The 20548-nt window shown below is 58.9% G+C and carries 17 protein-coding genes; 9 read left to right on the forward strand and 8 right to left on the reverse strand.

The features are described 5' to 3' along the window. The first annotated feature begins 165 nt into the window (after positions 1-165). The 4 genes from CDA63_RS18560 to CDA63_RS18580 all read left to right on the forward strand — a co-directional run bounded on the left by CDA63_RS18560 (position 166) and on the right by CDA63_RS18580 (position 4981). Complete coding sequence (locus tag CDA63_RS18560; protein ID WP_088465956.1) at positions 166-564, forward strand: endonuclease domain-containing protein; 399 nt, start codon at positions 166-168, stop codon at positions 562-564. A 178-nt stretch (positions 565-742) separates the two neighbouring features. Beyond that, positions 743-2182: a hypothetical protein gene (locus CDA63_RS18565; RefSeq protein WP_088465957.1), complete on the forward strand. Its 1440-nt coding sequence runs from the start codon at positions 743-745 to the stop codon at positions 2180-2182. A gap of 150 nt (positions 2183-2332) precedes the next feature. Beyond that, the gene (locus tag CDA63_RS18570; protein WP_088465958.1) at positions 2333-3793 is read left to right on the forward strand and encodes a hypothetical protein; all 1461 of its coding nucleotides are present in this window, start codon (positions 2333-2335) and stop codon (positions 3791-3793) included. A 510-nt stretch (positions 3794-4303) separates the two neighbouring features. Continuing rightward, positions 4304-4981 (forward strand): hypothetical protein, encoded by a 678-nt coding sequence (locus tag CDA63_RS18580; protein ID WP_088465960.1) that lies wholly within the window; start codon positions 4304-4306, stop codon positions 4979-4981. 85 nt (positions 4982-5066) lie between these two features. Here CDA63_RS18580 and CDA63_RS18585 read toward each other — a convergent pair whose 3' ends face one another. Both CDA63_RS18585 and CDA63_RS18590 read right to left on the reverse strand, forming a co-directional pair. After that, positions 5067-6203: a PepSY-associated TM helix domain-containing protein gene (locus CDA63_RS18585; RefSeq protein ID WP_088465961.1), complete on the reverse strand. Its 1137-nt coding sequence runs from the start codon at positions 6201-6203 to the stop codon at positions 5067-5069. A 210-nt stretch (positions 6204-6413) separates the two neighbouring features. Beyond that, positions 6414-8789, reverse strand: a complete 2376-nt coding sequence (locus tag CDA63_RS18590) for a TonB-dependent receptor (protein WP_242434749.1) — start codon at positions 8787-8789, stop codon at positions 6414-6416. A 243-nt stretch (positions 8790-9032) separates the two neighbouring features. On the opposite strand from CDA63_RS18590, the gene CDA63_RS18595 reads away from it, so the two are divergent. The 3 genes from CDA63_RS18595 to CDA63_RS18605 all read left to right on the forward strand — a co-directional run bounded on the left by CDA63_RS18595 (position 9033) and on the right by CDA63_RS18605 (position 12273). Beyond that, complete coding sequence (locus CDA63_RS18595) at positions 9033-11219, forward strand: prolyl oligopeptidase family serine peptidase (RefSeq protein ID WP_088465973.1); 2187 nt, start codon at positions 9033-9035, stop codon at positions 11217-11219. Between the two features lie 140 nt (positions 11220-11359). Further along, on the forward strand, positions 11360-11581 hold the full coding sequence (locus CDA63_RS18600; RefSeq protein WP_088465963.1) for a hypothetical protein: 222 nt from the start codon (positions 11360-11362) through the stop codon (positions 11579-11581). A gap of 188 nt (positions 11582-11769) precedes the next feature. Further along, positions 11770-12273 (forward strand): GNAT family N-acetyltransferase, encoded by a 504-nt coding sequence (locus CDA63_RS18605; protein WP_088465964.1) that lies wholly within the window; start codon positions 11770-11772, stop codon positions 12271-12273. Between the two features lie 113 nt (positions 12274-12386). Here CDA63_RS18605 and CDA63_RS18610 read toward each other — a convergent pair whose 3' ends face one another. The 6 genes from CDA63_RS18610 to CDA63_RS18635 all read right to left on the reverse strand — a co-directional run bounded on the left by CDA63_RS18610 (position 12387) and on the right by CDA63_RS18635 (position 18164). Further along, positions 12387-12689: a DUF4286 family protein gene (locus CDA63_RS18610; protein WP_088465965.1), complete on the reverse strand. Its 303-nt coding sequence runs from the start codon at positions 12687-12689 to the stop codon at positions 12387-12389. Between the two features lie 133 nt (positions 12690-12822). Next, positions 12823-13272: a DUF6526 family protein gene (locus CDA63_RS18615; RefSeq protein ID WP_088465966.1), complete on the reverse strand. Its 450-nt coding sequence runs from the start codon at positions 13270-13272 to the stop codon at positions 12823-12825. A 102-nt stretch (positions 13273-13374) separates the two neighbouring features. Next, on the reverse strand, positions 13375-13755 hold the full coding sequence (locus CDA63_RS18620; protein WP_088465967.1) for a hypothetical protein: 381 nt from the start codon (positions 13753-13755) through the stop codon (positions 13375-13377). A 68-nt stretch (positions 13756-13823) separates the two neighbouring features. Continuing rightward, positions 13824-15068, reverse strand: a complete 1245-nt coding sequence (locus CDA63_RS18625) for an MFS transporter (RefSeq protein WP_088465968.1) — start codon at positions 15066-15068, stop codon at positions 13824-13826. Positions 15069-15147: 79 nt separating this feature from the next. Beyond that, complete coding sequence (locus tag CDA63_RS18630; RefSeq protein ID WP_088465969.1) at positions 15148-17589, reverse strand: TonB-dependent receptor; 2442 nt, start codon at positions 17587-17589, stop codon at positions 15148-15150. A gap of 233 nt (positions 17590-17822) precedes the next feature. After that, on the reverse strand, positions 17823-18164 hold the full coding sequence (locus tag CDA63_RS18635) for a hypothetical protein (RefSeq protein WP_126546950.1): 342 nt from the start codon (positions 18162-18164) through the stop codon (positions 17823-17825). 635 nt (positions 18165-18799) lie between these two features. Between CDA63_RS18635 and CDA63_RS18640 the strand changes: the two genes are divergently transcribed. Further along, complete coding sequence (locus CDA63_RS18640; RefSeq protein ID WP_088465971.1) at positions 18800-19243, forward strand: STAS/SEC14 domain-containing protein; 444 nt, start codon at positions 18800-18802, stop codon at positions 19241-19243. Between the two features lie 133 nt (positions 19244-19376). Further along, on the forward strand, positions 19377-20548 hold a 1172-nt coding region (gene htpG, locus CDA63_RS18645), incomplete at its 3' end, for a molecular chaperone HtpG (protein ID WP_088465972.1).

Raw genomic sequence — 20548 nt, forward strand, 5'->3', positions numbered from 1 at the left:
GGGCAGCAAAGGTGCTAAGCGCGCCCACTGCGCATCAGTTAATAACGTGCGGTCTGCATTCATGCGTAAAGCTACTGCTGATTGAGAACTCGCCCTAGCATCAACCACCCCCAGCCCCTCTTTTCCAAGGAGGGGAGCTAGTTTCTAGTCTTAGTTTTGGTCTATATGGCTGAACACGAAGAACGTAAACATAACCTTGTTCATAAGAAGGAGCAACACCGTGAGTTGCGCAACTGCCTAACGCCGGCCGAAGCTTCTTTATGGACTTATTTGCAGCGCAGCCAACTAGGTAGGCGTAAGTTTCGGCGGCAACACAGCGTAGGACCGTACATCGTGGATTTTTACTGTCCGGCGGAAAAGCTCGTAGTGGAACTCGATGGCGCCGGGCACTACGATGCAGTCGGTAATGCGCGGGACGTGGACCGCACGCAATATCTGGAAGCCCAGGGGTTACGTGTAATACGATTTGAGAACAAAGACTTCTGGAGCCATCCGGAAAGCATACTGGCAGCTATTGAAGCTGCTTTTCTGAATACGAATGTTACAAACCAGACTAAAAACTAGAAGCTAGTTCCCCTCCTTGGAAAAGGAGGGGCTAGGGGTGGTTGATTCGTTGGAACGACTCGTTGGTTATTAGCTCTAGTACTCGTTCGACCAGCATCAACCACCCCTAGCCCCTCCTTTCCAAGGAGGGGAACTAGTTTTTAGCTTTAGCTTAGCCGAACTTCCAACTACTCTTCCTATGACCCTTTCCCGCCGCGCTGCTTCTCTGCTCACCGGTCTGCTGCTGCTGGCAGCCGGCAGCCATGCCCAAACCGCCCCCGGCCAGCCCACGCTCGATGAGCAGAAGGTGCAGGTGTGGTGCGCCGCCGTGCGCTACGTGTACGACGACAACGGCCGTGGCAACCTCACGGACAAGCTCAACTGCGGCAGTTCGCTCAAGGCTTTCGAGAACAGCATCAAGGCCGACAGCCAGAAGGTGTACAGCCTGCTCTACCAGCCGCTGGAAGGCCGGGGTACCATGTACAAGGGCCTCGGCAGTAACGAGTCGCGGCTGCAAAAGCTGACGTCGGAAATCGTGGCCCGGCTGAAATCATCCGCCGCCCGCCGTGCCGACCCGGCCCGCATGCAGCGTCTCACGACCCTCGAGACGGCCCTCAACAGTTACGTGAACAGCGGCACGCCCATCGGTAACCTCGCCGGGGCCGAACCGGCCCCCGAAACCCTCGATACCACCGCCGACCTCGATGAAACCACCGCCGCCGCGCCCGCCGATGCTGGTCCGGCCGAAGCGGGATTGGGCGGGGCCGCGCCGGCTGCCAGCGGGGTGGGGGAGAGCGTGATGGATAAGCTGTTTGCCCCGCTGGCCCTGATTCTGGGGCTGCTGGCGCTGGTGTTGTTCTGGCTGCTTAACCGTAAAGTAAGCGCCCTAGCCGACCGCGTAGGCCGGCACCGCACCGATATCGACGCCGTGAAAATGGGCGGTGGCCCCGCCGCCGCAACTGCCGCCGCCGACCACCTCACGCCCGCCCAGCGCCGCGAAGTGGAAAAACTAGTGACCCAGCGCGTGGCCGAAGCATTGGACCAGAACCGTCGTCAGCCGACCGGCTCAACCACCTCGGCTCCGGTGGCCGCGGCCCCACGCCCCACGCCGCCCGCTGCGCCCGCAAAGCGGGTCGCTGAGGTACCGGCCAAGCTTTCCGAAGTAGCCGCACCACCAGCGGCTACTCCAGCAGGTTCGCCCACGGCCTCGCCCCGCGACGAGTTTGAGAGTCTGGTGCCGCCCGTGCAGTTGCCTTCTACCGCGCTGGCCACTTCGGAGCCGGTACCGATGGCTGCGCAGGTGGAGCTGGCCGGCCCGGCTCAGTTCACGCGCTACGTGAAGGTGCCGGTGAACGGAGCGTTCAGCGAGTACGACCTTTCCGACGAGCCTCAGCACGACAGCATCTACGAAATCCACTTCGACCCGCAGTGGCCCGAGCTGGCTACGTTCAACGTCACGCCCAACCCCGCCATCCACGCTTACGCCATCCAGAGCGCCCAATATTCCTTGCGCGAGGCCTGTCGCTACCAGCAGCCCAGCAGCCCGGTAACCCGCATCGTGACGGACGAGGAAGGCGTGCTGCGCAAAGTGGCCGGCAGCTGGCAGATTGAGCAGAAAGCGGCCATCCGGTTCGAGTAGCCGCTTTCCACTGGCTAACAGAACTGTCATCCTGACGAAGGAAGGATCTTTTCACGTGCAAACGACCCGTTAGTACGACGGCAGTTTGAGCGAGATAAGATCCTTCCTTCGTCAGGATGACAGTGCAGTAATAGCGTTATTTACGGTTCTATGCTTGAAATTGCCCTCGAAATACTGGTCGTGGTCGTGGTGGTGGGCCTGCAGATTCGCACGTTTCTGCAAACCCGCGCCAAAACCCGCCAGCTCGGCCAGCTGTATCCGCCCCGCGAAACCCTGCGCGTGGAGCAGCGCCTTGTGCTGCCCGACGGCCGCGACCTGCCCGAATACGCCGCCGACGCGCCCCCCGAGGCTTATTCGGCCACCCTGCTCAAGGCCGATAACGCCTCCACTGAGTTCGAGGAAATTCTGCTCGATACCAACGACTACCTGCGCCACAACAAGGGCGCGGCGGCCGATTTCGGGATTCTGAAGGACATTTCGGAACGCCGTAGCCAGGTGCTCGATAACGAGGTGCAGGCCAACGTCTCGACGCCCCTGTACCTGGGTTTGCTGGGTACGTTTCTGGGCGTGATTCTGGGCCTGGTGGGCATTGCCCGCAACGGCGTGTCGGACGAAAACGCGCTGACGCCCTTTCTGACTGGGGTGCTGATTGCCATGACCGGCTCGTTCGTGGGGCTGCTGCTCACGCTGCTCGGCAACGGGTTGCTGCGCGAGGCCCGCCGCCAGCTCGACGGCCGCCAGAACCAGTATTACACCGTGCTCCAGGTGCGGCTGCTGCCCATTCTGCACTCCGATATGGCCGGTAGCCTGAGCAACCTCAAATCGGTGCTCGATGCCTTCAACCAGCAATTCGTAGGCCAAGTGGATTTGTTCAATCCGCTCATGGACAAGGTGACGGAGAACATCCGAGTGCAGAGCGACTTTTTGCAGCGCCTCGACACTATTGGCTATGATAAGATGGCCGCCGCCAATATTGCCGTGTTCGAGAAGGTGCGCGAGTCGGCCGACATGTTTGCTGCCTTCACCGGCTATCAGCAGAAGCTCAACCAGATGCTCGATACCGGCTACCAGTCGGCCCAGAGCGTGAACGGGATTCTCGACCGGCTGCGGGGCTTCGAGAAGGGCATCAACGACCTGGGCCAGTACGTGGGCGGCAACAACAACTCGGTGCAGCTGATGCTGGATTTCTTCCAGAAGCATCAGACCGAGCTGCGCAACCTGCGCGACCGGGCCGAGCAGCACATCGACCAGGCGGGCGTCAACCTGGCTGACATCCTGACCCAGCGCCAGGCCCAGAACGAGCGCCAGGCCCAGCTGGCCTACGAGAAGTGGCAGCAGTACTACCAGCAGCTCAACGCCGACAACGTGTTCGAGAAGCTACTCAAGCAGCTGGAACCCTTCCAGAACCTCAACGCCCAGCAGGCCGACCTGAGCCGCGACGTAACCGCCACTCAGCGCGAGCTACTCCGCAAAGTGGAGCTGGATTCCCAGATTCAGGCCAAGCTACTCGCCGAAATTTCCAACCTGAACACGGTGCTGGTAAAAGCCACCGCCAAGAATAGCTTTCAGCGGTTCATGGACAAGCTGTTTGGGGGCGTGAAGCCAGTGTAGCACACCTAACTATGTTATGGAATCGGGGTGCAGTGGTTGTATAATTGATTGACAGAATTTTATATAAATTAATGATGATAACTACACAAAAGTTTTTGGTATATAAAAAGTATAAAGGCGATTTAGATTTATGGATTAGAGATAGGAGAGAAAAAGATATAAACGTAATAAATGACGATGACTGGCAAGTTATATCAGAACTATTATCTGACATAGCGCTGATAGAAAATAATCTTGTATCAGATAATTTTAGAAATAAGGTCATCCAGTTCATTAAGAGCAATTCGGAAAGTGAAGAGGTGATATCGCTACTGAAGGTAGAAGCTAAAAAATTGAAGCTCACTCATAAAAAGATAAAAATCTACTCGCCAACTATTAACCTGTTATTAAATATATTGAAATGGTTATTAGGATACTTTATTTTCAGATTAATAATATATCTGATATTCGGGTATCCCAGTGTATAGCTGGTAATTACTATAAAACATGTATTTTACGTTGCAGCGCTAAATGAACAACCCCACCTCCAACAAACGCCAACACAACGACTTCTTCTGGCCCAGCTACGTGGACCTGATGACGTCCTTGTTCGTGGTGATGCTGGTGCTGTTCGTGTACAGCTTCAAGCTGTTCAAGGACCGCGAGGGGGAGCTCAAGCAGGCCAACGGGGAACTGAAAGCCAAGGCCGCCGAGCTGGAGCAGATTACCAAGATTCGCCGCTCGTTGGAGCAGCTCGAAGGCAAATACTTTCGCTACGACCCCCGCAATGAGCGGCACGAGTTGCTGGTGCCGGTGCAGTTCAAAGCCGGCCGCGACGAAATCCAGGACGCCTATAAGCCCGCCCTGTTGCAAGCCGGCCGCACGTTGCGCACGGTGCTTAAAAGCATCAAAACCGACCAGCCCGTGCGCTACCTCGTGATTGTGGAGGGCATGGCCGCCCGCTACCCCGCCGGCGACCCGCGCAACGCCCGTGAGGAGCAGACCACCTACCAGCTCAGCTACCGCCGGGCCCTGAGCCTGCTTAATTTCTGGAAGCAAAACGGCCTCGATTTCGGCCAGGACCGCAACATCGAGCTCATCATCGGGGGCAGCGGCTTCTACGGCACCGGCCGCTACCAGGGCCGCCGCGAAGGCGACAACAAGCGCTTCCTGATTCAGGTGATTCCGAAGATAGGCCGGATGCAGTAGGGGAGAAATCAGAAGCTAACAGGCCGTCATGCTTCGACAAGCTCAGCATGACGGCCTTTTTTATACTTGGGCAAATCTGCCAAACCTACACCGCCTGTAGTCGTGGCTGCTTCTTGCGGGTTTTATTGCGACGGCCCCACCACACGATGGTGCCGGTGACGGGCAGGCTGGCACAGATCAAGCTTACCAGAAACGCCACAATTTTACCGCCGAAGCCCAGAATCTGGCCTACGTGCAGGTCGTAATTCATGTCGGAAAGCTTGGTGCCGGCGCTTTTGGTGGCGTGGAAGCGGGTTTCCAGCAGCTGGCCCGACACCGGGTGGAAGGCGTACTCGTCGCGGTGGTAGTAGTGCAGGGCTTTCTGATAGGTCCAGCAGAACGCGGGGTCCTGGCCCGTGCCGGTGGGCCCCAGCAAAATCATCTCGTGTTCGGGGGAGAGGCGGCGCGCAGTCCGGTACACGATATCGGGCAGCGGTTGAGGGACGGCGGTGGCGGGCTGCAGGGTGTCGAGCTTGGTTTTCATGATTTCCTGCGGGGCCGGCTGGCCGCTATCCACGGCCAGCACCAGCGGCTCCAGCAGCCAGGGGTAGAGCATAAACAGGCCCGACAGCGCCAATACCAGCCCGATGCTGGCCGCGTAAAAGCCCAGCACGTTGTGCAAATCGTAGTTGACGCGGCGCCAGCGGGCTCCCCACTTGATGGTGAACCGCTGCTTGCGCTCCTGCTTGCGCTTGGGCCACCACAGCACCAGGCCCGTGAACAGCAGCAGCACGAAAATGCTGACGCCGCCGCCCACCACCCATTTTGCCACCGCCTCGGGCAGCAGCAGGTGCATGTGGATTTCCTGCACGATGGTAAAGAAGTGCGTGCGCAAATCCAGCTCGTGCAGCACGCGGCCGGTGTAGGGGTTCAGGTACACCTGAATGGGGGCGCCGACCTTATCGGTGAAAAACACGGTAGCCGCCCGCTCCGGCCCGAAATACGTGACCCAGGTCGTTTCGGCACCTATGCCGGGGTGCTTGGCCAGGGCCGCCGCCTGCAGCTGCGAGGGCAACACCGGCGCCGTGGCCTGGACTTCCACCTTGCGCCAGGGCTCCGTTAGGTCCCGGATGTCGTCCTGAAACACGAAAATAGCGCCCGTCAGGCTCACCACGAACACCACCAGCCCCGAGGCCAGCCCCAGCCACAGATGCAGCTTGCCGCTGATTTTCTTGAACGTCATGATTCGGATAGATTGGCTCCCCCGCCCTGGCGGGGAGGAAGAGAAGCGGATGGGCAGGAGTCTGGCTGGGCTTCCAGCCAGCGCAGCAGGTGCCGCAGCCGGCACAATTGCCGCCCTGGCGTCAGGTGGCAGAGCCGGCAGCCGGCACAGTTCCAGACCGGACCGACCGCGGGGGTAGGTTGGGAAGGCTGGTGCGGCGCCCCCATGGCGCTAAAACTTGTAGGCGACGCTGCCAACGATGCTACGCAGCTTCTGGGGGTTCATCGTAGTATAGCCCACCCAGTACTGCTTGTCCGTGAGGTTGTCCACCTTGGCAGAGAGTCGGTACCTGGGCTGGTCGTAGAAGACTGAGGCGTTCAGAATAGTGTAGCTGGGCAGCGTGAACACGTTGGTCGAGGTATTTTGAACCCGGTTCTCGCTGGCGTAGTTGCCGCCGAAGCCGGCCCCCAGGCCGCGCAATACACCTGCCGGCTGGCGGTAGCTCAGCCAGGCATTGGCCACGATGGGCGAGGAGGCGGTATTGGGCCGGCGGCCGTTCACGGTTTCATCCTCGGTTTCAAACTTCGAGTTGTTGTAAGCAAAGCCGCCCACCATGTTGAATCCTTGCAGCGGATTGGCAACTACGCTTACTTCTACGCCCCGGCTCTGCTGGTTGGCATCCTGGGCGCTGATGGCCTGGAAGTCCGAGTTGTAATTGATGATGCGCAGCCGGTCCTTCACATGGATATCGTAGTAGCTGACCGTGGCGCTAAGGCGGCCTCCGGCGGCATCCAGCTTCACGCCGCCTTCCCATTGGTTGGCCCGCTCGGGCCGGGCCACGAGGCTGCTGCCAGCAGTGTTCAGGTAAACGCCTAAGTTGTTGAAGCTGTTCTGGTAGTTGGCAAACAGGCTCACCCGGTCCTTCACGGGCTGATATACCGCCCCGAATTTCGGCGAAAAGGTCGTTTGCGAGTACGCCTGTACGGGCGAGTAGAAGATGCCTCCCTTATTGTCGAAGTGGTCGACGCGCAGGGCGGCCAGCACGCTCAGCTGGTCGGTCAGGTTCAGCACATCCGACACGAATGCACTGTAGGTGTTGGTTTTAGTAGTGACGAGGTAGTTGCCCGGAGCCGAAGCCGCGTAGCGGGCCGCGACGCTCGTGCCATTGAAGCTGCGGATGGTAGCGCTAGAGGCGTTGAGCGGGATTTTATCGATGTTGCCGCCCAAGAAATTCACGTCGGAATCGATGCGCAGAAAATCCAGGCCCACCACCACGCGGTTGCGCAGGTTCCCGAGCTGGAAGTCGCCGTTGAATAGCTGCTGGGCTTCGAACACGGTGCGGCGGCTGTTGTCCGTTGATTGGTCGGCGCGCGCCAGCGTGTCGCCGGGCATCAAGTAGAAGTAGGGGCCGAACCCATCGGAAAAGCTATGGCTGGTCGTCAGGAAGGTGGTAGAGGTGAGGTTGGGCGAAATCCGGTACTGCACCTGCCCAAACAGGTTGGTGCTGCGCGAATCCTGGGTTAGGCCCTCTCCCTGGTACGACTGGCGGTAATTCAGCGGAGATTCGTCGGCCCGGTCAAAGCCCAGTGCGGCCGAGGGGTGATAAAAGAAGATAATCTGCTTGCCCACGTTGGTACCTTTATACACCTCAGCATCCAAGTTCACCGTTAGCCGGTCGTTGGGGCGGAACTGCAGACTCGGGGCTACGGCCAGGTTCTTGGTGAAGCCCGGGTACCCGAGGTTCTGGAAGCTGTCCTCGTACGTGTAGGCTGTGTTCAGGCGGAAGGCCAGCGTCTTGGGCTGGTTGGCGGGCGCGGTAGCATCTACCAGGTTCACGTCGGCACTTATCCGGTGAAAGCCGTAGCTGCCGGCCGCCACATTCAGCTCGCCCCCGAAGGTGTCGAGCGGTTTCTTGGTTACCCGATTTATCAGCCCCCCGTAAGAAGTAAGAGAGCTGCCAAACAGGGTGGCCGACGGCCCCTTAATTACCTCCAGCTTCTCCAGGTTGATAGCATCAATGTCGCTCGTAACATTGCCGGCCACGCCGTTACGCAGTTGGCTCGACACAATGAAGCCTTGGCTACCGTAGAACGCGCCGCCGTCGCCGCCGCGCCCCGTGGCATCCCACATTTTCTGCAGGCCCGGGGCGTTGCGGGTGGCCTCATCCACTGAAAACACCAGCTGCTCCGTTAGCAGTTCCTTGCCCACGGTGGCGTATACCTGCGGGTTTTCGAGGTTGCTCAACGGCATTTTGCCCACGTACTCCGACTGCTTGCGGGCAAACGCATTGGTTCGGTTGCCACTGACAATGACCTCTTTGAGCCGTTCCGCGTTTTCGGCGAGGGTGAAATCGAAGGTTGCGGTCTGGCCGCCACTAACTGTTACAGATTGCTCCGTCGTTTTCAGCCCTACGGCCGATACCACGAGAACGTACTTGCCGTCGCGTACCCGCTCGATGACGTATTCTCCGTTGCTGTTGGTAACGGCACCCTGGCCGTGGCTCTTCAACCCCACGGTTACCGACTCGGCTGGGCGGCCATCGGCCGTGATAACGCGGCCCCGGATGGCCGTGAGCTGCTGCGCTTGCATGGTGAGGGCACAGGACAACAGACTGGCAGTAAGGCCTATAGGGCGTGAATTCCACATGGTTTACTTATTTAGAATCGTTCTATATTTTCACAAAGAAACAGTATAAATGTTATTTAGAAAAATTATAAATAAAATAAATAGGGCTTACTTTCCGCCTTTGAAATCTTACTGACTGCTAGGATATGGGGGGAGAATCCGAACCTGGAGCAGCATCTACCAGACTTGTCGGCTATCTTCGGCCACTCACCTGCCCCCTTCATCATGCGCAAACTCACCATTCCCGTGCTGGCGCTGGCCAGCCTGGCCGCTTGCCGCTCCTCGCAGCCTTCGATGCCGGCCGCCACTACGGCCGAGTCTAAATCCATGTCTGCCCCCGCCGCCAAATTCGTGCTCAACTACCCCCAAACCCAGAAAACCGACCAGAAGGACGATTACTTCGGTACCTCCGTGGCCGACCCGTACCGCTGGCTCGAAAACCTCGATTCGCCCGAAACCAAGAGCTGGGTGACGGCCGAAAATAAGGTCACATTTGGCTATCTGGAGCAGATTCCGTTCCGCGACAAAATCCGCGAGCGACTCACCACGCTCTGGAACTACGAGAAATTTGGGATTCCCCAGCAGGAGGGCGAAATGCTCTACTTCAGCAAGAACGACGGCCTCCAGAACCAGGCCGTGCTGTATGCCCAGGCCGGCGCCGATGGCACGCCGGAAGTGCTGCTCGACCCCAACAAGTTCTCGGCCGACGGGACCACGGCCCTGGCCGGTACCTATTTCTCGCACGACCACCGCTACCTGGCCTACGCCACCAGCGGCGGCGGCTCCGACTGGCACAAAATCAAGGTCATGGACCTGAAAACCCGCCAGCCTTTGTCCGACGAGCTGGATTGGGTGAAAGTATCGGGGGCCTCCTGGTATAAGAATGGCTTCTTCTACAGCCGCTACGATGCGCCCAAGGCTGGCGAGAACAACCTGGCTGGCAAGAACGAGTTCCACAAGGTGTACTACCACACGCTCGGCAAGCCCCAGAGCACCGACCGGCTGGTGTACGAAGACCCCAAAAGCCCGTTGGGCTTCCGTTACGTGGGTACCACCGACGACGAGCGGTTCCTCACCCTCTACCTCACCGACAGCAAGGCCGACGGCAACCGCGTTTCGGTGCGCGACCTGACCGACCGTAAGCAGGAGGGCACGTTCACGCCGCTTATTACGAGCTACGAGTTCAATAACTCAGTGGTCGGTAATGTGGGCGACAAGCTGCTCGTGCTCACCAACAACGCCGCGCCCAACTACCGCGTCGTGCTCATCGACCCCAAAAAGCCCCAGGAGAAAAACTGGAAAACCGTATTGCCCGAAACCCAGCAGAAGCTCGAAGGCGTCGACCAGGTGGGCGGCCATCTGGTGGCGTCTTACCTGAAAGATGCCAGCAGCCTCATCAAGGTGTACACCGAGAAGGGCGAATTCAAGCACGATGTGGCCCTGCCGGCCATCGGCACGGCCTCGGGCTTCGGCGGCAAGCCCAACGCCAAGGAGGTGTACTACGCCTTCACCTCGTTCACGTACCCCACCACCATTTATAAGTACGACCTGGCCACCAACACCAGCACCGTGTTTCGGGCCCCGAAAGTGGACGTGAACCCGGCCGACTACGTGACGACCCAGGTGTTCTACCAGAGCAAAGACGGCACGAAGGTGCCCATGTTCATCACCCACAAAAAGGGCCTCAAGCTCGACGGCCAGAACCCAACTTATCTGTACGCCTACGGCGGCTTCAACATCTCGCTCACGCCCGGCTTCTCGGTGGCGCGCATGCTGTGGCTCGAAAATGGCGGCATCATCGCCATTCCCAACCTGCGGGGCGGGGGCGAGTACGGCGAGGCCTGGCATCAGGCCGGCATGACGCCCAACAAGCAGAACGTGTTCGACGACTTTATTGCCGCCGCCGAATACCTGAAGGTGCAGGGCTACACCAGCACCGACAAGCTGGCCATGGCCGGCGGATCCAACGGCGGTTTACTCGTGGGTGCCACCATGACCCAGCGCCCCGACCTGTGCAAAGTGGCCTTCCCGGCCGTGGGCGTGATGGATATGCTGCGCTACCAGAAGTTCACCATCGGCTGGAACTGGGCCCCCGAATACGGCACCAGTGACAACTACGAGCAGTTCCAAAACCTCTACCGCTTCTCGCCCCTGCACAACCTGAAGCCTGCTGCCTACCCCGCTACCATGATTACCACCGCCGACCACGACGACCGGGTGGTGCCGGCTCACTCGTTCAAATTCGCCGCCGCATTACAGGCTGCCAACGAGGGCCCCAACCCCCAGCTCATCCGGGTGGACGTAAACGCGGGCCACGGCGCGGGCAAAAGCACCAAGCTCCAGATTCAGGAGTGGGCCGATATCTGGTCTTTCGCCTTCTACAACATGGGTGTTAAACCATTTGGAAAATAGGTTTTCGTGCTTAGTTGATAGCGCTTCGCGCTTAGGTATTTCAGAACATCCTAAGCACGAAGCACTATCAACTAAGTATGAAGCGCCGTATCTTTGCCGCCGCAACCTGCGTAATGGCCTTAGTCTTTTTGCTTTCTGATATGAAAAAAATGTCCCTGTTCGGTCTGATGGCCGGCTCGCTGCTCTTCTCCGCTGCTTCCTGCAGCAACCCCGATTACAAGACGGATGAAGAAATGTCTGTAAAAGCCTTGGAATACCCCGCGCCAGTTGACACTACCGGCGGCAAAGTAGACCCCGCCAACCGCGAAATCAACGCCATGAACGCCACCGAGGACATCAAGAAAATGCAGCCAGTAATGTAGTTGCCGGTCTCTGCGATAAATGCAAAAAGAGCGACATCCTGATCAGGATGTCGCTCTTTTTGCATTCCGGGCCTTATCTTGGAAGGGCCGGATGATCAGGTAATTGAAAATCATTCCAAGGCAGAAAGTATGATGGTTCCTCTCATTCGGACTACCTCACTTTTTCTCACCTCTCACCTCTACTACCTATGTTTATTCGCCGGGGCCGGGAGGCCGATTTACCACAGGTGTTGGCCCTGATTCAAGAACTGGCCGAGTACGAAAAAGCCGCTCAGGAAGTCACGAATACGCTGGCCGACATGCAGCGCGACGGTTTCGGTCCGGAACCTATTTTTGGGTTTTTCGTGGCCCTGGAAGTGCCCGATGGCCCGGTTGTGGGCATTGCGCTCTACTACACGGCCTACTCTACCTGGAAGGGCCGGATGCTGTTTCTGGAAGACTTAGTTGTGACGGAGCACATGCGCGGCACGGGCCTGGGCAAGCGGCTGTTCGAGGCCGTGGTGGCCGAGGCCCGGCACACCGGCGCCCACCGCCTGCGCTGGCAGGTGCTGGAGTGGAATGAGCCGGCCATCGGCTTCTATAAAAAGCTGGGTGCCGGCCTCGACCCCGAGTGGCACAACGGTACCCTCACGGCCGAACAAATCGAAAAATTCCATTGCGACCCCGCCGTGGAAGCGGCCGTGCGGGAGTAATAGGGTTTCACTACAAAACGGAACGGGGTGAATGTAGCTGGAATGTGAGAACGTGCTAAAGCACAGAAACACATTCCAGCTACATTCACCCCGTTCCATTTTGTAGTGAAACCTTAGCCCACTACTTCCAGCATAGTGCGGAAGGAGGCGTAGCGCCCGCCGAAATGCTTATCCATCTCGGCTACCAGCGCGGGTGCAGCTACTCGCTGGTACTCCTGGAGCTGCTCCAGGCTCACGCAGTAGTACTGCGAGGCATAAGTAATACCGCCTTCCTCCTCGTCTAGCATGCGGCAGAGTTGGCTTTTGAGGAAAAAGCCAGTCGCCATTACTTCCGGCATGTGCGCTTCTTGCATGTAGGCCAGCCACTTCTCCGCAATTTCCGGGTCGAGGCTGGTCGTGACGTTGTATAGAATCATGGTTGGTTAATGGCTTGGGTTCTTGGACTATGTTCGGACAGCCGGGGGCTGGAATCCGGGCTGAAACGACTAAACGCAAAAGTCGCCCAAAAAATCCAAGACCCTAAGCCTTCTGGCTCCTAAAGCCCCCACATCACACCCGCATATCATCGAAGTGGAAGTCCTGAATCCGGGCCTGAATGTCCTTGGAGCTGAGTTTTTCGCGGATGGCGGCCTGGGTGAGGTCGGCCAGTTCGGCGTCGCCGGCGAAGCGCAGGGCCAGAATCTGGCCGAGTTCTAACTGGCTTTCCAGGGGGCGCAGGCTCTGGCCGGTTACCTCAAAATAGCGCTGGCGCACTTCCAGCCGGAGCAGGCGGTCTTGGAGCGTGAGGGCGTAGTGCTGGCGCAACATCAGCAGCACCCCAAACCCGACTACGGCCAACGCGGCCACCGTGAACCAGAGTCGGGAAATTTCGGAGTCGTTGCCGGCCACGTCGAGGTAGCGCCGGATGCCGTAGCCGGCCAGAATAAGGGCAGCGGGCAGCAGCACGAAGTGATGCCACGGGTAGAACATGGGTTTATTTTTAGTCGGTTTATCGGCCATTGGAGCGAGGGTTAGGTGAAAATTGGTTGAAGCTGTTACGCAAAAACTCCGGCCATTGACCGGAGTTTTTTGCGAACTAAGATTTGCGCCGGAGCCGGCGGGTTATACGTTGCCAGCCTTTTTAGCGTCGCGGGCGCGGCGCTTTTCATCGCGCAGGGCTTTTTTCGCTTCGCTTTCCTGGCGGCCAGCTTCCTTGGCGTCGGTGCGTTGGCGCTTCAGGTCCATCTTCTGGGCCTTCATCTGGCGCTGCTGCTCGCGCATGGCGCTTTTCTGGTCGCGGAGCTGCGATTTGGAATCGTTAACGTTACTGCGGGTGGCGGCACTCTGCTGCTTTTGGGTGGCCAGCGTGGCTTTAGCATCGGCGGTGCGCTGCTCCTGCATTTGCTGGCGCAGTTGGGTGGAATCAGTTGTTACCTGGGCCTTGGAAGCGTGGCTGCCGAGCAGGGCCAGGGTAAAAGCGGTTGCTACGAGGAGTGTTTTCATGGAAAGGGCAAAAGTTAGGCCCGCTGCCTGATACGGATTGCCGCTCCGCCCGGCCATAAACGCGGCCGTTATTCTTCCACGTAATCGAGGTCCTTGCCGAAGCTTTCGGGCAGGGTGCTCACGGCCCAGAAGGCTACCACCAGCGTGCTTAACCCCAGCACGGCGGCCCCGTTCAAAATGCCCAGCTCGCCCCGCAACGCTTGGAACAGCGGCACCAGCGCCACTACCGAGCCCCGAGAGAAGTTGGGGGCAGTAGTGGCCACCGTGGCCCGCAGGTTGGTGCCAAACTGCTCGGCCGCCACTGTCACGAACAACGCCCAGAACCCCACCGCGAAGCCCAAAATAAAGCACACCACGTAGTAAGTGGTCGGCGTAGCGCCGCGAATCCCGAACAGGTACACGCCCACCATCACGGCGCAGAAGCCCAGAAACAGCTGTAAGGCTCGGTTGCGGCTCCGTAGCAGCTGGCTTAGGGTACCGCTGGCAAAGTCGCCGAATACCAGCCCAAAGTAGCTCCAGAACACGCCCAGCCCGGCCGTAACGGGACCAGTCAGGCCCATGGCCTCGCCAAACTCGGGGGCCAGGGTAATCAGGATACCTACCACAAACCAGAGCGGAATACCAATGAGCAGGCACTTGAGGTAGCGTACCAGCCGCGGCCCGTTGGTGAACAGGGCAAAAAAGTTGCCCCGCTCCACGTCGGTGCGCTTGGTTTGCTGAAACAGGCCCGACTCAAACACGCCGGCCCGGAGCGCCAGCAGCGCCAGACCCAGGCCGCCGCCCACGAAATAGGCGTTGCGCCAGCCGAATTTCTCGCCGACCCAGTAGGCCAGCATGGCCCCGCTCACGCCCACGGTGGCCACAATCATGGTGCCGTAGCCGCGCTTTTCCTTGGGCAGGGTTTCAGCCACCAGCGTTATGCCCGCGCCCAGCTCGCCGGCCAACCCGATGCCGGCAATCAGCCGCAGCCAGGCGTACTGCTCCAGCGTCTGCACGAAGCCGTTGGCAATATTGGCCAGGGAATAAATCAGAATTGAGCCGAAAAGTACCGAGAGCCGCCCGCGCTTGTCGCCCAGAATTCCCCACAGGATGCCGCCCACCAGCATCCCGCCCATCTGCATGTTGATGAGGTAGAGCCCTTGGGTGGTTACGGCTTCCTTGGCCGTAATGCCCAAGTCGTTCAGGCTCTGCACCCGCACAATGCTGAACAGAATCAGGTCGTAGATATCGACGAAATAACCCAACGAAGCCACAATCACGATGGCACTGAGCAGGCCGGTAGTACGGGGCGGGGGAGTAACAGCAGTGGGCATGAACGACAGGGTAGGAGGGAGCCCCGAATATAGCATAAACTGGGTTCGAGCCGGGGGCATAAAGTGATGTGTTGATTTGCTACTTAAACGACAGCGGCACGATGAGCTTCACGCTCAGGTTGCGGCCCATATTGAATACGCCTTGGCGGCCGGTAGCCTCGTTTACAGCCGTATACTTGAGGCGGCTCAAGTGATTCTGGTAGGCCACGTTGAACACGTTATTGAGCGTGAGGTAGAGCGAAAACAGCGTACGGTCCTTGGCCGATACCACTTCGGAACCCAGGCCCAGGTTTACCAGCGTGTAGCCGGGCGTACGGGTTTCTGTATCGAAGGCCGAGAAAATGCGGTTTTGCTGGAAGTTGTGCTCCACCGCGCCCCGGCCGTAGAGGTTGCGCAGCCGCGAGCCGCCCACCTTCCGGAAGTTCACCCGCAGCTCCGATTGCAGCCGGTCGGCCGGAATGAAGGGCAAGTACTGCTGGCCCGCGGGTTGGTCGAATTGTACGGCGCGCACCATCGAAAACGAGTTTTCGAAGTGCAGCCAGTCGAGCGGGTGAGGGTGCAGATCGAGGCTGATTTCGCCGCCCGCCAACCGCGCGTCGCCCTGGCCGTAGCGGAACACTTGGTCGCCTTCTACTGAGAGCGAGTCGCCGCCGGTCGCCGCGCCCAGGGTGCGCGGGAAGATGTAGTTGCTGATGCGGTTACGAAACACGTCGGCCGAGAGGCTCACGTGGTCGGAGGTGAAAGCCAGGCCGCCGTCGAGCTGAAAGCTGGTTTCGGCCCGCAGGTCGGGCTCCCCGATTTCGTAGCGCACGGTGCCCTCGTGCTTGCCGTTCGAGCCCAACTCGGCAATGTTGGGCGCCCGGAAACCGCGGGCCGCGTTGGCCTTAATCAGCCATTTCTCACTCAGCGAGTAGGCCCCGCCCACGCTGCCACTCACGTTGCGGAAGTTGCTGCTGAAACCCGCAAACTTGGTTTCACCCTGCCCGGCCGGCACCGGCTGTTCCTCGGCGTTGAGGTAAAGCGCGTCGGCCGTGATATGGCGCAAGTCGTAGCGCAGCCCCCCGCTTACGTCCAGCTTGCCAAAGCTTTTCTTCGTGACCCCGAACACACCGCCGTCGAGCAGGCGGTAGGCCGGAATCAGAAATTCCACGCCCTTGTTCTGGTTGGCCTGCTGCATACCACTCACCCCAAACGTGGTGTTCCAGCCGTTTAGCTCGGGCAGAAACCAGCGCAGGGCGTAGTCCACGGTCCGCAGCTGGAAGAACAGGGAGGTTTCGTTGGCGTCGAGGGGGTTTCCGAACTCCCGGCGCAGGTTCTGCTGCCAGCCGATGTTAGCCGTGAGCCGGTGGCGACCCAGAATAAAGTTGTTATCGGTGCCGATGCGCAGGTGGTTGATTTGCTGGCGGGGTACGTCGAGGTCGTAGCCCGAAAAGCCGTTGCGCGGCACCACTTCCTCCTCGCCCAGGCTGGTGGTGCGCACAAACTGGCCCGAAGTGGAATCCCGTTCGCCCTCAATCAGCCCCAGCTCCTGGTTGAAGCTATTGAAGGTGAGGTGGGAGTAGCCCCAGCTTTTGTTGAGGCCCACGTAGCCGCTGCCGTCCAGTTCCCGAAAGCCCGAGTTGTACACCCGGCCGTCGTAGGCGTTGCGGTAATCGGCGGCCAGCTTACCCGAGCCGCGCACCTGCCAGTTGAGGCCGTTCAGGTTGCCCGCATTCCAGAGCGAGTAGCCCTGCTGGTAGTTGTTGGTTTGATACGTAGCGGCCACCGCGCCCAGAATCCGGCCGTCGGCTACCGGGTCGGCGGGTAGAAAGTTGATGACGCCGGCCAACCCGTCGGACCCATAAAGCAGCGAGCCGGGGCCCTTGATGATTTCGGCCCGGTCGATGCTGAACTCGTCGATTTCGATGCCGTGCTCGTCGCCCCACTGCTGGCCTTCCTGCTTGGCCCCGTTGTTCAGGGTGATGACGCGGTTGGCGCCCAACCCCCGGATAACGGGTTTGCTGATGGCGGCCCCCGTGGTAATCTGGCTCAGCCCGGGCGTGTGGGCAATGGCGTCCACGGCGTTGGTGGCCGAGGTCTGGCGCAGGCGGGTCTGGTCCACCACGCTGGTCGGAATAGAAGCCCGGCGCATCTCGGTGCTGGCCGAAACCCCCGTCACCACCACCTGCCCAATTTCGGTTTCGGCGGGGTTTAGGGCCACAGTCAGGGGCGCGCCGCCGCCCGTGTCTACGGTACGAACTACGGCGGTATAGCCCACAAAACGCACCTGCATCAGGAAGCGGCCCTTGGGCAGGTTCGTAAAGCTGAACTGGCCGTTTTCATCAGCGGCCGTGGCCTGCTTGAGGTCGGGGAAATAGATGGTGGCCCCGGGCAAAACGTCGCCGGAAACGGCATCGGTGATGCGGCCGGTAACGGGCGCGGTAGCTGCCCGCGAGGCCGTAGGTGCGGATGTAGTGGTCTGGGCAATGGCCGCCCCGGCGCTCAGCAGCAGGCCACCGGTAAGTACAAAACGAAATGTCATCAGCGTAAATACACGCTACGTGCCGAATAGCGGAACTCATCCGGGAAGGCCTGCTGGTTTTCGTCGTCAGACAGTAAAGCCAGCACGCTGCCCAGGACCGTCATGGTCCGGCACGTAGTCAGAATGAAAAAAGGGGAAGAGGCCCATCGCCGCTAGGCAGGTGAACCGCATATGGCGGGCAGCTCTATTGGTGCCGGCGGCCAGCAAGTGGCTGGGCCCGCGGCCACGGGTTGCTACGCTTGCTGGGGAGGGCCGCGCGAATCGGCGGTGGCCCGCGTAGCCGGATTCCAGCCGGAAAATGCGGGCCGCGATTGGGTCACCCCATATGAGGTTACCAGCAATGGCAGGCGGGGCGGCGTGGGCAACTCAAACGCCGCATCGTAGAAGTGGTCGATGGCGCAATGCTGGTGCACCGTGCTTACCGTGGCCTTCTGTTGGCTCGGGCCATGGGCGCTCAGTGGCGCGTCGACGGTATGCTGGTGGTCGTGCAGGGCCAGTACCCATGCCTCGGGCACCAGCACCCGCGCAAAGCACAGGAGCAGCACTAAGGCCAGCCGGGTCCGGAGAGTACGCATCAGCAACAAATGGTTGAGGAAATAAAGGTACACGGAAAAATTCCGCCTTCTTCCTCCATCCCTCGTCACCAGCCGGCTTCACTAAAGCATAACGTGGGCGTAATCCTAGCGCAACTATCCGGCCCGACCTTTGCAAACGTCAAATCTTATCTCCCGACTTCATGAAAAAGCTACGCTCCCACCTGTTGCGGCACCTGGCCGCCCTCCTGCGCCCAACCACTCCGTCCGGCTCTGTCACCGATACCCTGTTCATCTAGCGTTTAGGCGTTGCAGTTGGCCTGGCGTGGGTGCCCGGCCAATGGCCTCTCAATTGAGGAAAGTTGAAGCTAGGCTGATTTCTGCTTCCTTTTTCCCAGGCACTATTGCCGATCTGCCGTAGTGGGGCAATACCGCATCCTAGCGGCTCTCACAAAGCATGACGTACCCAACCAACCTTCCATCAACTGGATTATAATTGGGTGGGCTAGATGCGATGGAACTTGCTATGGTAAAGATGATTATGTAAATAATCATAATCGAACAAGGTAATAGCAATCATATACAATTTGTATTTGTAGTTTGATGCTTAAAACGTAATATTGTCTCCGATATTTCCCCGGGAAGGGGGAAACTAGCAGTTGATTTGAGTGGCCGTGATGGAGACAAGTAAGTTTGGGAGTGCTTTTCTGATTAAGCACGAGAAAAACAGCGGTTTCGTGCATGCGCAATGGCAACTAATGGCGGCGCTTCACCAAGCCCCGCGCGCCCTCAATTATCTGGTAACGGTAGTGGCAGCGCAGCGCATAAGCCACTGCCTATTGGATTTACAGCACATGCCCGATCTGGTATTGTTGGGTCACCAGCAGATAGAATACCATTTACTGCTTCAGCTTTCTGCGCTACCCCTACGCAACTTGGCGCTGGTACTTAAATCCGATTGGCAACACGAGGCCCTGCTAACGGCCGCCAGCAAGCTCGCCCCCACCTTTGATGTCCAGGTGTTCGATGATGTGCCTACGGCACTCGACTGGCTCCGGCAGGCCGAAGGCCAATCGGCGGGCCGTGCCCGCGTGAGCTTCAGCCGGCCAACCCTGAGTTAGCGCCCGCGCTGTCAAACTGACAGCCAAGATCGGAGTGGAACGGGGTTTGAAGCCGACTGCCCTGCGCGTTCTGCGGGCTTTTGGGCTGGCAAAACGGCCGGTTCCGTTTTCATTCACTCTTTCTGATTCTGTTATGCAAGAGAAAGGCAGCATCTCGATCCACACCGAGAATATCTTTCCCATCATCAAGAAATTCCTTTACTCCGACCACGAAATTTTCCTGCGCGAGCTGGTGAGTAACGCCGTCGATGCCACCCAGAAACTCCAGAGCCTGGCCCGCCAGGGCGAATACAAAGGGGAGCTGGGCGAGCTGAAAGTGCGCGTGACAGTGGACAAAGAAGCCCGTAAAATCACGGTTTCGGACCACGGCCTGGGCATGAGCGCCGAGGAAATCAAGAAGTACATCAACCAGATTGCCTTCTCCGGAGCCACCGAGTTTGTGGAGAAGTATAAGGAGACAGATGCCCAAGCCAAGGACCAGATTATCGGGCAGTTCGGTCTGGGTTTCTACTCGGCGTTCATGGTTGCCAAAGAGGTTGAAATCTGGTCGAAATCGTCCAAGGAAGATGCCCTGACGGCCCACTGGACCTGCGATGGCAGCACCGAGTTTACGCTCGAAGAAACCGAAGGCGAGCACGCCAAGGCCGAGCGCGGCACCGATGTGGTATTGCACGTAGCCGACGATTCCGACGAGTTCTTGGAGGAAGCGCGCTTGAAGGGCATTCTGACTAAGTACTGCAAGTTCCTGCCCATTGAAATTGAGTTCGAAGGGGAGGTCATCAACCAGACCAAACCCATCTGGACCAAGCAGCCCGCCGACCTCACCGACGAGGACTATGTGAACTTCTACCAGGAGCTATACCCCTTCTCGGAGCCGCCCCTGTTCTGGATTCACCTCAACGTGGATTACCCCTTCAACCTGACTGGGATTCTGTACTTCCCGAAGGTTAAGGACGAGTTGCAGCTTCAGCGCAACAAAATCCAGCTCTACTCGCGCCAGGTGTTCATTACCGATGAGGTGAAGGATGTGGTGCCCGAGTTCCTGATGCTGCTGCACGGCGTGATTGACTCGCCCGACATTCCGCTCAACGTGAGCCGCAGCTTCCTGCAGGCCGATGGCGCGGTGCGCAAAATCAACCAGTATATCACCAAAAAGGTCGCCGACAAGCTGGCCGAGCTGTTCCGCAAAGACCGCGAAGGCTACGAGCAGAAATGGTCCGATATCGGGCTGTTCGTGAAGTACGGCATGCTCTCGGACGAGAAGTTCTACGAGAAGGCGAAGGATTTCGTGCTCGTGCAGAACGT

The organism is Hymenobacter amundsenii, assembly GCF_002204745.1.
GTDB classification, from domain to species: Bacteria; Bacteroidota; Bacteroidia; order Cytophagales; family Hymenobacteraceae; genus Hymenobacter; species Hymenobacter amundsenii.

Excerpts from the sequence above, each read along its gene's own strand:
- CDA63_RS18560 (WP_088465956.1), top strand. The coding sequence starts at position 166 with ATGGCTGAACACGAAGAACGTAAACATAACCTTGTTCATAAGAAGGAG.
- CDA63_RS18565 (WP_088465957.1), top strand. The coding sequence starts at position 743 with ATGACCCTTTCCCGCCGCGCTGCTTCTCTGCTCACCGGTCTGCTGCTG.
- CDA63_RS18570 (WP_088465958.1), top strand. The coding sequence starts at position 2,333 with ATGCTTGAAATTGCCCTCGAAATACTGGTCGTGGTCGTGGTGGTGGGC.
- CDA63_RS18580 (WP_088465960.1), top strand. The coding sequence starts at position 4,304 with ATGAACAACCCCACCTCCAACAAACGCCAACACAACGACTTCTTCTGG.
- CDA63_RS18585 (WP_088465961.1), bottom strand. The coding sequence starts at position 6,203 with ATGACGTTCAAGAAAATCAGCGGCAAGCTGCATCTGTGGCTGGGGCTG.
- CDA63_RS18595 (WP_088465973.1), top strand. The coding sequence starts at position 9,033 with ATGCGCAAACTCACCATTCCCGTGCTGGCGCTGGCCAGCCTGGCCGCT.
- CDA63_RS18600 (WP_088465963.1), top strand. The coding sequence starts at position 11,360 with ATGAAAAAAATGTCCCTGTTCGGTCTGATGGCCGGCTCGCTGCTCTTC.
- CDA63_RS18605 (WP_088465964.1), top strand. The coding sequence starts at position 11,770 with ATGTTTATTCGCCGGGGCCGGGAGGCCGATTTACCACAGGTGTTGGCC.
- CDA63_RS18610 (WP_088465965.1), bottom strand. The coding sequence starts at position 12,689 with ATGATTCTATACAACGTCACGACCAGCCTCGACCCGGAAATTGCGGAG.
- CDA63_RS18615 (WP_088465966.1), bottom strand. The coding sequence starts at position 13,272 with ATGGCCGATAAACCGACTAAAAATAAACCCATGTTCTACCCGTGGCAT.
- CDA63_RS18620 (WP_088465967.1), bottom strand. The coding sequence starts at position 13,755 with ATGAAAACACTCCTCGTAGCAACCGCTTTTACCCTGGCCCTGCTCGGC.
- CDA63_RS18625 (WP_088465968.1), bottom strand. The coding sequence starts at position 15,068 with ATGCCCACTGCTGTTACTCCCCCGCCCCGTACTACCGGCCTGCTCAGT.
- CDA63_RS18630 (WP_088465969.1), bottom strand. The coding sequence starts at position 17,589 with ATGACATTTCGTTTTGTACTTACCGGTGGCCTGCTGCTGAGCGCCGGG.
- CDA63_RS18635 (WP_126546950.1), bottom strand. The coding sequence starts at position 18,164 with ATGCGTACTCTCCGGACCCGGCTGGCCTTAGTGCTGCTCCTGTGCTTT.
- CDA63_RS18640 (WP_088465971.1), top strand. The coding sequence starts at position 18,800 with ATGGAGACAAGTAAGTTTGGGAGTGCTTTTCTGATTAAGCACGAGAAA.